Source organism: Fructobacillus papyrifericola, assembly GCF_018437235.1.
Lineage (GTDB): Bacteria > Bacillota > Bacilli > Lactobacillales > Lactobacillaceae > Fructobacillus > Fructobacillus papyrifericola.
The window spans coordinates 167841-181675 of sequence record NZ_JAAMFJ010000002.1 but is presented as its reverse complement, the minus strand read 5'-3'; the positions used below and the strand labels follow the sequence as shown (position 1 = coordinate 181675).

Annotated in this window: 15 protein-coding genes; 13 read left to right on the top strand and 2 right to left on the bottom strand. The window is 51.8% G+C overall.

Features of this window, described 5'->3' with window-relative positions; translation table 11 throughout:
* Positions 1-38: 38 nt before the first annotated feature.
* Positions 39-1889, top strand: a complete 1851-nt coding sequence (locus G6R28_RS04460) for an APC family permease (RefSeq protein WP_213793039.1) — start codon at positions 39-41, stop codon at positions 1887-1889.
* Between the two features lie 104 nt (positions 1890-1993).
* Here G6R28_RS04460 and G6R28_RS04455 read toward each other — a convergent pair whose 3' ends face one another.
* Complete coding sequence (locus G6R28_RS04455) at positions 1994-2725, bottom strand: type 1 glutamine amidotransferase (protein WP_213793038.1); 732 nt, start codon at positions 2723-2725, stop codon at positions 1994-1996.
* The gene (locus G6R28_RS04450; RefSeq protein ID WP_213793037.1) at positions 2725-4083 is read right to left on the bottom strand and encodes a Mur ligase family protein; all 1359 of its coding nucleotides are present in this window, start codon (positions 4081-4083) and stop codon (positions 2725-2727) included. Before G6R28_RS04450 ends, G6R28_RS04455 begins: the two co-directional genes overlap by 1 nt.
* 134 nt (positions 4084-4217) lie before the next feature.
* Between G6R28_RS04450 and G6R28_RS04445 the strand changes: the two genes are divergently transcribed.
* From G6R28_RS04445 to G6R28_RS04390, 12 genes are all read left to right on the top strand, one after another.
* Positions 4218-4820 carry a thymidine kinase gene (locus G6R28_RS04445; protein ID WP_213793036.1) on the top strand — a complete coding sequence of 201 codons (603 nt, stop codon included), beginning with the start codon at positions 4218-4220 and terminating at the stop codon, positions 4818-4820.
* Positions 4820-5899: a peptide chain release factor 1 gene (prfA, locus tag G6R28_RS04440; protein ID WP_213793035.1), complete on the top strand. Its 1080-nt coding sequence runs from the start codon at positions 4820-4822 to the stop codon at positions 5897-5899. The genes G6R28_RS04445 and prfA overlap by 1 nt, the downstream gene beginning before the upstream one ends.
* Complete coding sequence (prmC, locus tag G6R28_RS04435; protein WP_213793034.1) at positions 5899-6891, top strand: peptide chain release factor N(5)-glutamine methyltransferase; 993 nt, start codon at positions 5899-5901, stop codon at positions 6889-6891. The genes prfA and prmC overlap by 1 nt, the downstream gene beginning before the upstream one ends.
* Complete coding sequence (locus G6R28_RS04430; RefSeq protein WP_213793033.1) at positions 6872-7897, top strand: L-threonylcarbamoyladenylate synthase; 1026 nt, start codon at positions 6872-6874, stop codon at positions 7895-7897. Before prmC ends, G6R28_RS04430 begins: the two co-directional genes overlap by 20 nt.
* 70 nt (positions 7898-7967) lie before the next feature.
* The gene (locus tag G6R28_RS04425) at positions 7968-8237 is read left to right on the top strand and encodes a phosphocarrier protein HPr (RefSeq protein WP_213793032.1); all 270 of its coding nucleotides are present in this window, start codon (positions 7968-7970) and stop codon (positions 8235-8237) included.
* A 110-nt stretch (positions 8238-8347) separates the two neighbouring features.
* Positions 8348-9073 (top strand): tRNA (adenosine(37)-N6)-threonylcarbamoyltransferase complex dimerization subunit type 1 TsaB, encoded by a 726-nt coding sequence (tsaB, locus tag G6R28_RS04420; protein ID WP_213793031.1) that lies wholly within the window; start codon positions 8348-8350, stop codon positions 9071-9073.
* A complete protein-coding gene (gene rimI / locus G6R28_RS04415) occupies positions 9057-9608 on the top strand; it encodes a ribosomal protein S18-alanine N-acetyltransferase (RefSeq protein ID WP_213793030.1) in 552 nt (183 codons plus the stop codon). The genes tsaB and rimI overlap by 17 nt, the downstream gene beginning before the upstream one ends.
* Positions 9609-9678: 70 nt before the next feature.
* The gene (locus G6R28_RS04410; RefSeq protein WP_213793029.1) at positions 9679-10017 is read left to right on the top strand and encodes a GNAT family N-acetyltransferase; all 339 of its coding nucleotides are present in this window, start codon (positions 9679-9681) and stop codon (positions 10015-10017) included.
* The gene (gene tsaD / locus G6R28_RS04405; RefSeq protein WP_213793028.1) at positions 10014-11033 is read left to right on the top strand and encodes a tRNA (adenosine(37)-N6)-threonylcarbamoyltransferase complex transferase subunit TsaD; all 1020 of its coding nucleotides are present in this window, start codon (positions 10014-10016) and stop codon (positions 11031-11033) included. The genes G6R28_RS04410 and tsaD overlap by 4 nt, the downstream gene beginning before the upstream one ends.
* Positions 11034-11215: 182 nt before the next feature.
* Positions 11216-11863, top strand: coding sequence for a redox-sensing transcriptional repressor Rex (locus G6R28_RS04400; RefSeq protein ID WP_213793027.1), 648 nt, complete (start codon positions 11216-11218; stop codon positions 11861-11863).
* Between the two features lie 3 nt (positions 11864-11866).
* Positions 11867-12910, top strand: coding sequence for a lipid II:glycine glycyltransferase FemX (locus G6R28_RS04395; protein WP_213793026.1), 1044 nt, complete (start codon positions 11867-11869; stop codon positions 12908-12910).
* A gap of 42 nt (positions 12911-12952) precedes the next feature.
* A complete protein-coding gene (locus tag G6R28_RS04390; protein ID WP_213793217.1) occupies positions 12953-13786 on the top strand; it encodes a Cof-type HAD-IIB family hydrolase in 834 nt (277 codons plus the stop codon).
* The last annotated feature ends 49 nt before the right edge of the window (positions 13787-13835 follow it).

Sequence of the window (13835 nt, the reverse complement as noted above, 5' to 3'; positions counted from 1 at the left end):
AATAGGATTCTATTAAGAGAAAATTTTGGAGAGAAACCATGTTTCGAAACCTGAAGCGCGTCATTATTGGAAAACCCTTGAAGAGTTCGGAGGCGGCGGGTCAATCGCTGACCAAGTCTAAGGCTTTGGCCCTCCTTTCATCGGATGCCCTTTCGTCCGTTGCCTACGGAACGGAGTCGATTACCACCGTTCTGATTACGGCTGGGGCAATGGCTCTTTGGCTGCAACTGCCAATCGCCATGATTATTTTAGTTTTGCTGGCAGCAATCGTTTTGTCCTATCGGCAGATCATTAAAGCCTATCCCAACGGAGGAGGCGCCTATACGGTAGCCAGCCAAAACTGGGGGGCAAAGGCCGGCCTGATTGCCGGTGGTTCCCTGCTCGTTGACTACATGTTAACGGTGGCGGTTTCTGCTTCGGCTGCCGCTGATGCCATTACGGCAGCGGTTCCCGCCTTGCTGCACTTTGCCGTTCCCTTGTCTTTGATGACGATTTTGATTTTGACGGCTTTGAACCTTCGTGGCCTTCGTGAATCGGCCAACTTCTTGATGGTGCCGGTTTACTTCTTCATCCTGGTCATGACCATCACCATTGTTTGGGGATTGATTCAGGCTGCAACCGGAGGCATTCCTGCCCACCAGGCAGCTAAAATCGGCACGGACTTTTCCGGCTTAACGGTGATTTTCTTCCTCCGTGCTCTGTCTTCGGGTTCCTCATCCTTGACCGGTGTGGAAGCAATCTCTAACGCGGTACCAAACTTTAAGGAACCAAAGGAAAAGCATGCGGCAACGACTTTGACGATGATGGCCGGTGTCTTGGCCTTCTTCTTCCTCGGCATTACCTTCCTGTCCTACTGGTATGGCATTCAGCCAAATGCCCACTCAACGGTGCTGTCACAGATTGCTGCTGAAACCTTTGGTGGCCACAACCTCTTCTTCTACTTGGTCCAATTGGCCACGGCCTTGATTTTGGCAGTGGCTGCCAACACCGGGTTCTCCGCCTTTCCAATGCTGGCCGTGAACCTGGCAAAGGACAAGTACTTGCCCCACCTTTATTTGGATAAGGGGGACCGTTTGGGTTATTCCAACGGGATTTTGTCCCTCTCCATTGGGGCAATGCTGTTGACGGTTATCTTCCACGGCAATACGGATAACTTGATTCCGCTATACGCCGTTGGGGTTTTTGTTCCCTTTACCCTTTCACAGTCTGGCATGATTGTTCACTGGAAGCGCAACCGGCACGAGGAACCTTACTGGTGGGTTAAGTCCATCATTAACTTTATCGGGGCAGCGATGTCGGCTGGTTTGGTTGTGGTCCTTTTCGTGACCCGGCTCAACCACGTTTGGCCATATCTTTTGATTATGCCTTTGGTCATGTTTGTCTTCTTCAAGATTCGTCGGCACTATGAAGCAATTGCTCGTCAGCTCCGCTTACAGTACGTTAAAAACGTTGGTTCGGTGCGTCACGAATACGATGGGGCAACGGCCATTGTCTTGGTCTCAAACCTGACCCGCGTGACTTCGGAGGCCGTTGACTACGCCCAGTCAATTGCGACTAAAGTCGTCGCCATGCACGTTTCCTTTGACGATAATCCGGGGCGGGAAGAAAAGATTCAGGCCCAGTTCCGAAAAGACTTTGGCGACGTCCGCTACGTCGACGTGCACACCTCTTACCGGTCGATTGTGAAGCCGGTTGTTGGCTTTGTTTCAAAGGTCTCTAAGCAGTCGGAAAAAATCAACCACTCGGTAACGGTTATCATTCCACAGTTTGTGCCTAAAAAGCCTTGGCAAAACATTCTGCACAACCAGTCGTCGCTGCGTTTGCGGGCGGCTTTGTCGGCCATGGATAACATTTCCATCTCGACTTATTACTACCACTTATCAGAGTAAGTTAAAAAGACCGGGTTCGATTCGAATCTGGTCTTTTGATTTTCCTGGAGCAAAGGAATGCAAAATAAAAAGCAGCCGTTAAAGGCTGCTTTTTAAGATGACGCTTAGAAGGTTTCAGCGGGTACTGCTTCCAACTTCTTGGTCCAATCAACTTCAGGGTACTTGCGTTTCAGGGCCGTTGCTAAGACTCGCTTAGCGAGGTTCCCGTTACGCGTAAAAATGGGGCCGTGGAAGTAGGAACCATAGACGTTGTGATAAATCACGCCTTCGGATTGGTCCATTCCGTTGTTTCCCTTTCCGGAAACAACCGTGCCGAGCGCCTTTTCACCCTTTCCTAAGAAGGTGCGGCCTTGGTGGTTTTCAAAGCCGTGGTAGGTTTCACCCGTTTCGTTGTTCTTGATAACGATGTCACCAGTCAGACGGGTGCCGCTGTCGACTTTGACGGAAGGGTCGGTCATGTTGGTCGTGTAGTGATCCATCACACCGATGCCGTCAACCTTCGTGCCATCGGCCATTTCCATGTAGTGACCGAGCAGCTGGAAGCCACCACAAACCGCCAAGAGGGGACCGTCGTCTTCGATGTATTCGCGAAGGGCTTCCTTCTTATTGACCATGTCTTTGGCCACAATCGTTTCTTCGTAGTCTTGGCCACCGCCAAAGAGGACAAAGTCGTAGGCCTTTGGATCAAAGTCATCGTTCAAGGAAACGAGCTTGTCGTCAATTTCCACACCAATTTGCTTGGCGTAGTAGCGCAGGGCGATGATGTTGCCATAATCGCCATAAGTGTTCATTAAGTCGCCGTAGAGGTGGGCGAGTGAAAGCGTGTAGTCTGCCATTAGAATTCCTCCTTAATGTAGCCTTTGGCTTGCAAAACGGCCCGAACCTGAAGCATGGCCGTGTAGGTGGCGGCCAGGTAGACTTTGTCGGTCGGAGCGGCTTCGATTGCCTGGATGATTTCTTCGGTCTTTGGGAAGGTCTCTTTGATATCAAAGCCGGCCATCTTCAAGCGGACGGTGATGTCCTTGTAGCGTTCGCCACCGGTCATCACGGCTTGGAGCTGGCTGTCGTGCAGGCGTTCGAATTCGGCATCCCAAATCCAGGAGGTGTCAATGCCGTCGGCGTAGTTGGCGTTTAGCATGGCAAGCAGAGTGAAGGGGTCCTTTTCGGTCTGCATCATGTCGATCACCGTGTTGGTTCCAACCGGGTTTTTGATGAGGAGAATGGTCAGGTCCTTGTCGCCAATCTTCAAAGATTCCTGACGGCCGAAGACCTGCTTGTTCTCTTCAAAGGCGGTCTTCATCTCTTCGGGCTGTACCCCGAAGGCCTTTCCAACCGTGTAGGCGGCCAGGGCGTTGTAAATGTTGTAGAGGCCACCGATTTCGATCCGCAGGGGTTGTCCATCAATTGAAAAGCGGGAGAACTTTGGCGTTAATTCATCAACGGAAGTTACCGCCGTGTTCAAAGCCGGGCGGACAAAGGTATCGGTGACGGAGAAGTACTTGCCCAGGTTGGCGTAGGTAATGAAGTTGTAGTGCAAAACCGAATGGTCTGTTGGGCTCAAAATACCGTCGGTGTTGTTCGGCGCCTTCAGGTCCTCAAACTTTGCGGCCGGCACGTTGTCGAAGCCGTAGTAGAGGCGCTTGTTTTGGTAGTCTCCGCGGGCAAAGATTGGCGAATCGGCGTTGGTGATAACCGTTGCGTCGGGTGCCTGGTGAATCCCGTCGATAATCTTTTCATAGGTCGAATAGATTTCCCCGTAGCGGTCCAGCTGATCGCGGAAGAGGTTGGTCAACACGAAGTACTTAGGCTTGATGGCCTTGGTCAGAGACAAAACGTTGGCCTCATCGACTTCGAGGACGGCTACCGGTTTCTTACCGTTTGGTGAGGGTTCGACTTTGGTGGTGAGGAGCGTGCCGGCAATTCCCTGGACCATGTTGGAACCGGAGGGGTTCGTGATGACGGAGTAGCCACCGGCCTTCAAAATCCGCGTAATCAAGGCCGTGGTCAGCGTCTTGCCGTTCGTTCCCGTGACAACCACCAGGTCAAAGTCGGCCGAAACGGCCGACAAGACGTCGGGGTCGATGGCAACGGCTAGCTTACCTGGTAGGGATGTACCCCCTCGCTTTAGAATGTCTCGTAGGATAAAGTGCGATGATTGGGCCGTGAATTTGGCCAATTGGCTTTTCAAAGACATGAACCGTCCTCCTTTTCTAAACACCTATTTTACCACGACCTAGGCCCTTTTTGACAAATTGGTCTGGGCCATCGTCAGAAGGGGCAAAAATTGCTATAATAGACAGGATATTAAAGAGAAAACGGGTGAGTCTTTTGGCACAGTTATACTTTGAATACGGAGCAATGGGCTCCGGTAAATCCATTGAAATTTTAAAGGTGGCACACAACTACGAATCACAGGGCAAGGAAGTCTTGCTCTTGACGCCAATGATTAACGACCGGGACGGCGTTGGCATGATTGCCTCTCGAATCGGTTTGAAGCGTCCGGCCCGGGTCATTGAACCCGATGCCGACCTCTACGCCATGATTCAAAAAGAGAGCGCCAGCCGTCAGCTTGCTGCCGTTTTGGTCGACGAAGCCCAGTTCTTAAAGAAGGAACAGGTCGATCAGCTGGCTCAAGTGGTCGATGCCTTGCGCTTGCCCGTGATGACTTTTGGCTTGAAGCAAGACGCCTTTAACGAACTCTTTGAAGGGGCCAAGCGCTTGATTGAGATGGCTGACAAGCTAGTCGAGATGAAAACCATTTGTTCTTTTTGTGGCCGTAAAGCCACCACGCAGTTGCGCTTTGCCGATGGCAAGCCACAGTACGAAGGCGCCCAGATTCAAATCGGGGGCGACGAAGCCTATAAGCCGGTTTGCCGTTACCACTGGTACCACCCGGACATGGCCATGCTAAGAAAACAAGGGGAAGCGTAATGGATCCAATTTTTGCCCAGATTCAATCGGTCGTTGACCGCTATGATGAACTGAATCAAATGCTCGCCGATCCGGATGTGATGGGTGACTCACAAAACTACATGAAGCTGTCTAAAGAAGCCGGTCAGATTCGCGAGACGGTCGAGACTTACCAGCGCTATCAAAGCGTTGTGTCCGGCATTGAAGAGGCCGAATCGATGCTGGGTGATCCGGAAATGGATGACTTGGCCAAGGAAGATTTGGCGACTTTGAAACCCGAAAAAGAAGAATTGGAAGAAAAGCTGAAGATTCTGATGCTGCCAAAGGATGAAAACGATGATAAGAACATCATCATGGAAATCCGTGGTGCGGCTGGTGGGGATGAGTCCTCGCTCTTTGCAGCCGATCTGCTTGGCATGTACCGCCGCTACGCCGAAAACCAGGGCTGGCAGCTACAAATCATCGATGAAACGACAACCGAAGTCGGCGGTTACAAGGAAGTGGCCGCGATGATCACTGGTGACAAAGTCTTCTCCAAGCTCAAATTTGAATCCGGTGCCCACCGGGTGCAGCGTGTGCCAAAGACCGAAACGCAGGGCCGGGTGCACACCTCAACGGCCACGGTCGGTATCATGCCAGAATTCGAAGAGGTCGATGCCGATGGCTTGATCGATCCAAAGGATGTGCGTGAAGACGTTTACCGTGCCTCTGGGGCTGGTGGTCAGCACGTTAACAAGACGTCTTCAGCCATCCGGTTGACCCACGAACCAACCGGCATCACGGTTGCCATGCAAGACGAACGCTCCCAGCAGCAAAACCGGGCCAAGGCCTGGAAAGTCTTGAACGCCCGCGTCTACGATCACTTTGCTCAAGAAAACCAGGCCGAATACGCTGAACAGCGAAAGACGGCCGTTGGTTCCGGGGATCGTTCCGAGCGAATTCGGACGTACAATTATCCACAAAACCGGGTGACCGACCACCGAATCGGCCTAACTTTGAACAAGTTGGACCGAATCATTGCCGGAGACTTGGGCGAGATTATCGACGCTCTGGTTCTGGCCGAACAGACAGCCAAGTTGGCTGCCTTGAACGAAGACTAATGGTTGAAGAAGAAAAAAGAAGTCTGCCGGAACTAAACGAGGTTGGCAAGGGCCGTTTTGATTACTGGGCTGGCCGGTCAGCCCACGCTGCTTCTGCCAAGCAGCCCAAGATTGCCCTGTTGGAAGCACGAAAATGGGCACTGGCCGAATTGACGGCTGCCGGTCTTGATGAGGGGGAGTCGCTTGATAACATCGACTTTCTCTTGACCGGTGCTTTAAAAGTCAACTACGGCATGCTCCGGGCTAATTTGACCCGAACCATGCCAGACTGGCTGGCTGAACGCTGGCCGACCTGGATTGCTGGCCTTTTGAAGGGCCGGCCAGCCCAGTACCTGCTTGGCGAAGCGCCCTTTTACGGTCGGGACTTTCTCGTTGATGAGCGGGTCTTGATTCCAAGGCCGGAAACGGAGCTCTTGGTGGACTGGGTTCTAAAAGACTTGAAAAAAGAGCCGTTCTTAGTCGATCGGCCGAGCCTTTTAGATGTTGGAACTGGTTCAGGTGCAATTGCCTTGACTTTGGCAGGGGAGGCTTCCAGGCTGAAGGTAACGGCGGCTGATATTTCGAGGGAGGCCTTGGCCGTATGCTGGGAGAACCGGAAGCGACTCGATTTGACTGAGCAAGTTGACTTGGTCGAGTCGGACCTGCTGGCAGCCTTTGCCAACCAACGCTTTGACATCATCGTGTCCAACCCGCCCTACATTAGGCGGGATGGGCAGGCTGAAATGGACGAATCGGTGGTTGCCTATGAGCCGGATTTGGCCCTCTATGCCGATCACGAGGGTTTGGCTTTATATGAACGAATGGCCCTTCAGCTGGAAGACCATTTGAACGAAAATGGTCGGGCCTACTTTGAGATTGGCTACGACCAGGGGCCGGCTCTCGTCAAAGTATTTGAAGATGCCCTGCCAGGGGCCCAAGTTGATTTGAAACAGGACCTGTCTGGCCTAGATCGAATGATTCGAGTGAAATTGAATGCAAACGAAACACTTTAACAATCAAAATGAAGACATCAAGGCGGCCGCCGAGCTCTTGCGGGCCGGTGAAGTGGTTGCCTTTCCAACCGAGACGGTTTACGGCTTGGGGGCTGACGCCACCAACGAAGAAGCGGTGAAGAAAGTCTTTGCTGCCAAGGGCCGGCCGGCCGATAATCCGCTCATCATGACGGTTGGTGACGAGGAGCAAATCGAGCCCTTCGTTATGGTGACCAATCAGGCCCGAAAGTTGATGGCCGACTTTTGGCCGGGTTCTTTGACGATGATTCTGCCGATTAAGGAGGGGATGGTTTCGATGCTTGTGACCGGTGGCTTGCAAACGGCTGCCATCCGCATGCCTAAAAACGAACCAACCCGTGAGTTGATTCGGCAGGCCGGCTTTCCAATCGTTGGTCCTTCGGCTAATACCTCTGGAAAGCCATCGCCAACGACGGCCGCCCACGTCAAACACGACATGGCGGGCAAGATAGCAGGCATTCTAGACGACGGGCCAACCCAGATTGGCGTTGAATCCACGGTCATTGATTTGACTGCTTCAGTTCCAACTATTTTGCGGACGGGGGCAGTGACCGAAGAGGAGCTGAGTCGGTCACTGGGTCAAACAGTTGTTGATGGGACCAGTAAGAAGGCCCTGGCCGCTGACCAGACGCCAAAGGCGCCGGGGATGAAATACCGGCACTATGCACCGGACAAGGACGTTTTGGTCTTTGACCCACTGGACTGGTTTGACCTGCAGGAAAAGCTGGGGCCAGCAGATGCGGTAATGGCCGATGAGGCCCTGCTAAGCGAGTTGAAAAACAAGGAGCAGCCGTCTTGGTCCTTGGGTGAAAGTCTGGAACAGGCTTCCGAAAACCTCTTTGCCGGCTTGCGTTACTTTGATGACGATAAGACCGTTGACACCATCTACGTCCAATCGATGCCAGAAATCGGCTTGGGCAAGGCCTACAACAATCGACTAGCCAAAGCGTCCGGCGGTAGACTGTTTCAAGGGCCTGCAAGCGAATAATCCTTGCTATTTTGTAAGCGCTTTGATAAACTTAAATCGATGATAAGACTTTTCCAAAAGGAGAAAGAACATGGCAGAAACAAAAGAATTTAACATCATTTCAGAAACGGGTATTCACGCTCGTCCAGCCACTCTCTTGGTACAGGCAGCTTCAAAGTTTGCCGCCGAAGTGACGCTCTCTTACCAAGGTAAGGAAGTCAACTTGAAGTCCATTATGGGTGTGATGTCACTTGGTGTTGGCCATGGCGCAGACGTAACGATCAAGGCCGATGGCGACGACGCGAAGGATGCCATCCAAGCTGTTTCGACTGTGATGAAGAACGAAGGTTTGGTCAAGTAAGACCGGTTCGAACCCTCGATTAGAAAAGACCGCGCTGAGCGGTTTTTTTATTTGAAATGAAGTCCTCGTTTAGTAAAATAAAAGAAAAGCCCAGTGCGTGTGGAGGCCCTATGAAAGTTTTGGCAATTGATACAAGTAACCAACCACTTTTAGTGGCACTTTTTGAAAACGGTCAAGTTGTCGGTTCCTTTCAAACCGATAAGCCCAAAAACCATTCGGTTGACCTCTTACCAGCAGCCAAGCGCCTCTTAGCAGAACAAAACTGGCAGCTCCAAGACATCGACCAAATCGCCGTTGCCAAGGGTCCCGGGTCCTTTACCGGCCTGCGCATCGGTTTGACGGTTGGAAAGGTGCTTGCGGACACGCTGAAAAAGCCGCTTTACGCCATTTCTTCCCTGCAGGCCCTGGCCCGTCAGGTCCAGCTGGCAAAGCCAACCAAGGCCATTGTCTTGGCACTTTTTGACGCCCGCAACGAGAACGTTTTTGCCGGGGCTTACCTGGCTGACAAAGTCGTCTTAGAAGACGGCCATTACCCGATTGACGAAGTCTTGCCACTGATTGCGCAGATGAACGAACCGGTCGTCGTTGTCGGTGACGGCGGTCATTTTAAAGAGGCCATCGAAGAAGAATTAGGCCGCCAACCGTTGACCATTTTGCCTGAAGAAGCCGCACTACCAACGGGAACTGGCCTGGTTGACTTGATTGCAACCAATCAACCGGTCCAAGACGTCGCCAACTTAACACCGGCCTACTTGCGCAAGACCCAAGCCGAACTCAATTGGGAAAAGGCGCAGCATGGAAAATCACTGGACAAGCCCTATGTTTTTGAAGTTTAAGAGAAAGAAAAAAGAAAAGCCGGTCGCCCAGACCTTAATCGACTTTCCAACCGAACGCTTTGAAGCGGCCGGGGACGTGCTCACGCTCCGCCTGGCAACTGTGGCCGACATTCCGGGCCTAGTGGCCATTCAAGAGGCCGTCTATAACGGCTATGCCCCCTGGGTTTCCCGGGACTTTTACCATGAATTGACCTCGGAAAAGGACCGGCTCTACCTCGTTGCGGTGAAGCGGGACCAAGTCGTTGCCTTCATTGCCCTGGTCCGTCGGGAACAGGTGCCGGATTTGCACATTGCTAACATTGCCGTTTTGCCAGTTTGGCAGGGCCGTTCGGTCGGCACCTACCTGATTAACACGGCCAAGGCCGTGGCCTGGGAGATTGGTCTGCCAATGCTCTCCTTGGAGGCCCGCCGTTCAAACACGGGGGCCTTGGAACTCTACGACCGGCTCGGCTTTACCGTTCAAGACGTGATTGAACACTATTACTTGGACAATAAGGAAGACGCGATTTCAATGGTGCAGAACCTTGAGGGCTAGGCGAGCAACGGAGGCTGACGCCCCTGCCATTAAAAGGATTGCTAAAGCGGCCTTTTTAGACGAGAACCCCTTGCCTGATCAAGCAGTTGACCAGCAGTTGACTGGCGGTCGGACCGTCTTTTTAATGGATGAGCAAAAGCGGGGCTTTTTGTCATATAGCCGGGTTTTGGACGAGATTGAAATTGGTGATTTGGCCGTTTTACCGGACTTTCAGGGGCAGGGGATTGGCCGGGGCTTGCTGGCTGACTTGCTCGAAAAACAGGCCGACTGCCACTTCTTTTTAGAGGTTAAGGAAGGCAATGGGGTCGCCCGAAAACTCTATGAGCGAGTTGGCTTTAGCACCTATCGAACCCGCAAACACTACTACCAGGACGGGCAGACCGCTATTCTAATGGAGAAAAAAGCATGACAACATTGATTGCATTTGAATCGAGTGCTGACGAAACCTCGGTGGCCGTTGTAAAGGACGGCCGCGAGGTGCTTTCAAACGCCGTCGCCACTCAAATCAACTCCCACCAACGCTTCGGCGGGATTGTTCCAGAAGTCGCCTCCCGCCACCACCTGGAATGGATCACCAAGACTTTGGACATTGCCTTAGAAGAAGCCGGTGTTTCGCCCGCTGACTTGGACGGGGTGGCCGTGACCTACGGGCCGGGCCTTGTTGGCTCGCTGTTGGTCGGGTTAATGGGGGCAAAGACTTTTGCCATGGCCCATGACCTGCCGCTGATTCCGGTCAATCACTTGGCTGGACACATTGCGGCTGCCAACTTTAACAAACCGATTGAATACCCGGCCATCGCCCTCATGGTTTCCGGTGGGCACACTGAATTGGTTTTGATGGAGAAGGAAAATTCCTTTGAAATTTTGGGTGAAACCTACGATGATGCGGCGGGCGAGTCCTATGACAAAGTCGGCCGGCTCATGAACCTGAACTACCCTGCTGGAAAGGCCATCGACGAATTGGCCAGCCAGGGGGAGGTGACGATTAACTTCCCACAGGCCATGGCCCACGAGGAGGGCTACGACTTTTCCTTTTCCGGTCTAAAGTCAGCCGTCATCAACCAGGTTCACAATGCGGAACAACGTGGCGAAGAAATCAACCAGGCCGACCTGGCGGCCTCCTTCCAAGCAGCGGTTATCAAAGCCTTGATTGACCGGACCCGCCGGGCCTTGACCGACTTTCCGGTCAAGTCCCTGGTGTTGGCCGGGGGTGTTGCGGCCAACAGTGGCCTGCGAGCTGCCTTAAAAGAACTGATTTCGGCCTTTCCGCAAACCGACTTTATCCCGGTACCTAAGCAGTACACGGGGGATAACGCGGCCATGATTGGTGCGGCTGGTTACTGGAATTACAAGGATCAGATCTTTGCAGACTTGGATTTGAACACCCATCCGGGACTGGACTTTCCACTTTACGAAGAAAAATAAAAGACAAACGGGCGCTAGCCTGTTTTTTTATTGCAAAAAAAGCGAGCGACTAGTTGAGAATGTGACAAAACAAATGTGAATTTTTATCAAAGTCGTTTCACAAAGTCTGATATTATGGTATGATTTAAATACTATAGTTCACAAAGAACGAATCTTTCACAATGAACGAAATGGAGAAAGCCATGAACGAACAAGCACGAATTCCTCGTGCAACTGCTAAACGGTTGCCGATTTACTACCGCTATTTAACCTTCTTAGAAGACGCCGGAACAAGCCGCATCTCTTCTGCCGAATTGGCCGAAGCAACGAAGTTTGACGCCGCGACCATCCGGCGCGACTTTTCCTACTTTGGTGCCCTTGGAAAGCGTGGCTATGGCTACGACGTCAAGGCTCTTTTGTCCTTCTTTGCCAAAGTCTTGGACCAAAATTCTCTGATTAACGTGGCCTTGATTGGGGTTGGAAACTTGGGGCAGGCCCTTTTGAACTTCAACTTCCACCAGTCATCCAACATGCGGATTGCCGCCGCCTTTGACATCAATGAGCACCGCGGAAAGATTCTGTCCGGTGTGCCAATTTATGACATGTCCGAATTGGAAGAACAGATTAAGGCCCAACGCATTAACATCGCCATTTTGACGGTGCCCCAAGAGGCCGCTCAAGACATCACTGATACCCTGGTAGCGGCTGGTGTGAAGGGCATCATGAACTTCACGCCACTCCGGGTTTCCGTACCGGATGGTGTCCGTGTTCAAAACGTTGATTTGACAAACGAATTGCAGACCTTGGTCTACTTTATTCAAAACTACGCATCCATTACAACGGGGAAGTAACACATGGCATTGCTTGATCTGACAAATCAAAAAGAGCTCGAACGTTTTCAAGAATTCGTTCGAACACAGGCCGGTGGCCAAGTCACCCAGGATCCAAAGTGGGGCGACTTAAAGGGGAACTGGGGACATCTCTACCTCTATCGTGAAGACGAGCAGGGGCAGATTACTGCCGCCATGGCCGTTTTGACTATCGAAGCCGTTCCCGGCAAGCTCTTGGCTTACTGTCCCAAGGGACCGGTGGCAGACATTAAAGATGTCAACTTAGTCAAGTCCCTGGTCGAAGAGGCCTTAGACAACTTGCCTGACAATGTCTTTTTGCTCCGCATGGATCCGGAAGTGCTCTACGATGACAAGCTGGATGCGGCCTACAAGGCAGCCGGCTTTGTCACCCGCAACACCGATGTGACCTACATGCATGGCAACATCCAACCCCGAAGAAACGTCGAACTCTTTTACGACGGTCGTGGGGAAGGGGCATCAGTGATTACGAACGAAGAGGAGCTGATGCACCACTTTAAGAGTGATTATCGCAACCAGATTCGCCGGGCAAAGAAGGACGGTGTGACGGTGACGGCCGGAAGCTCTAAGGAAGACATTGAGGCCTTCTTTGAGACCTACAAGATGATGGCCAAGGCCCAGGGAATCACCCACCGACCAATCGACTACTTCTACCGAATGCAGGAATTGTGGGCAGACGATCCAGCTTTCCGCGTCTTCTTGGCCCACTTTGATGGCCAGGTCGTTGCGGCCGGGATTGGCTTTGCCTACGGCGATAAGATTTGGTACATGTACGCGGGATCAAACCGCGCTTATGCCAAGCACTACGGCCCCTACCTTGTGCAGTGGGAAATGCTGAAGTGGGGTCTTCAGGAGAAAAAGGTTCGCTACGACTTTGGTGGCGTTGGTTCCTTTACCCCAGACGACGGCCTTTACAAGTTCAAGCACGGCTTTGCCTACCATGATCCACACGTCGAATACATTGGCGAACTGGACTGGGTGGTCGACCAAGCGGCTTACGACAAGTACCTTGAAGGCTTTGCCGAATAACTTTAAACGAGCCCTCCCGACAGAAGACGAGAAAGGCGAATGATGACAATTAAATTAATCGCATCCGACATGGATGGTACTTTTTTAACTAGCCAAGACGCATACGATCAAGCGCGCTTTGCCAAAGTCTTGGCCCAACTAAAGGAGCAAAACGTTCGCTTTGTGGCGGCTTCCGGTCGTCAGCTAGCGAACTTGGAAGAGCTCTTTGCCCCAATGGCTGATTATGGTCTCTTGGATCAAATCGATTATATCGGGTCGAATGGTTCGGTCGTGGCAGTGCCAGGCCAGGTGCTTTCCGCTGTTTACTTGACTGCCGAACAGATTCAAAAGGTGATTCAATGGAATGCTAAGCACGCCAGCATTAACGAAAACCTGATTGTTTTGGCCGGCACGAAGGGAACTTACGTTTCCAATCACGCCACGGCTGAAATCATCGCCATGCTGTCACAGTTTTATCCAAACGTGACGCAAGTCGAAAAGCTTTTGGACATTGATGATCAAATTTTGGGTGTTTCCTTCATTTGGCCCCATGACGAAGTTCAAAAGTACGTGAAGATCATTGAAGACCTCTTCGGGGATGACATTCACGTGACCGGCTCTGGCTTTGGTTCGGTGGACATTTTGCCAAAGGACGTCAACAAGGCCAACGCCCTGAAAATCTTGCAGGACTATTACGACTTGACTGACAATCAGGTCATGGTCTTTGGCGATAACTCCAACGACTTGGAAATGCTACAGAAGTATGAACACGCCTTTTTGATGCCGAACGCGGCCGACTTTATGCACACGGCCCACGACAAGGAAGCCGTGGCCACCAATGTCGAAACCGGTGTTTTGAAAACGATTGAAAAAGAATTGGGCTTAACGCCTTCATAAAAAAGAAGACCAAATGGTCTTCTTTTTTTATTGTTTAGAACGATTCAGA

Coding starts and splice junctions, on each gene's coding strand:
- G6R28_RS04460 (WP_213793039.1), top strand. CDS start 39: ATGTTTCGAAACCTGAAGCGCGTCATTATTGGAAAACCCTTGAAGAGT.
- G6R28_RS04455 (WP_213793038.1), bottom strand. CDS start 2,725: ATGGCAGACTACACGCTTTCACTCGCCCACCTCTACGGCGACTTAATG.
- G6R28_RS04450 (WP_213793037.1), bottom strand. CDS start 4,083: ATGTCTTTGAAAAGCCAATTGGCCAAATTCACGGCCCAATCATCGCAC.
- prfA (WP_213793035.1), top strand. CDS start 4,820: ATGGATCCAATTTTTGCCCAGATTCAATCGGTCGTTGACCGCTATGAT.
- prmC (WP_213793034.1), top strand. CDS start 5,899: ATGGTTGAAGAAGAAAAAAGAAGTCTGCCGGAACTAAACGAGGTTGGC.
- G6R28_RS04430 (WP_213793033.1), top strand. CDS start 6,872: ATGCAAACGAAACACTTTAACAATCAAAATGAAGACATCAAGGCGGCC.
- G6R28_RS04425 (WP_213793032.1), top strand. CDS start 7,968: ATGGCAGAAACAAAAGAATTTAACATCATTTCAGAAACGGGTATTCAC.
- tsaB (WP_213793031.1), top strand. CDS start 8,348: ATGAAAGTTTTGGCAATTGATACAAGTAACCAACCACTTTTAGTGGCA.
- rimI (WP_213793030.1), top strand. CDS start 9,057: ATGTTTTTGAAGTTTAAGAGAAAGAAAAAAGAAAAGCCGGTCGCCCAG.
- tsaD (WP_213793028.1), top strand. CDS start 10,014: ATGACAACATTGATTGCATTTGAATCGAGTGCTGACGAAACCTCGGTG.
- G6R28_RS04400 (WP_213793027.1), top strand. CDS start 11,216: ATGAACGAACAAGCACGAATTCCTCGTGCAACTGCTAAACGGTTGCCG.
- G6R28_RS04395 (WP_213793026.1), top strand. CDS start 11,867: ATGGCATTGCTTGATCTGACAAATCAAAAAGAGCTCGAACGTTTTCAA.
- G6R28_RS04390 (WP_213793217.1), top strand. CDS start 12,953: ATGACAATTAAATTAATCGCATCCGACATGGATGGTACTTTTTTAACT.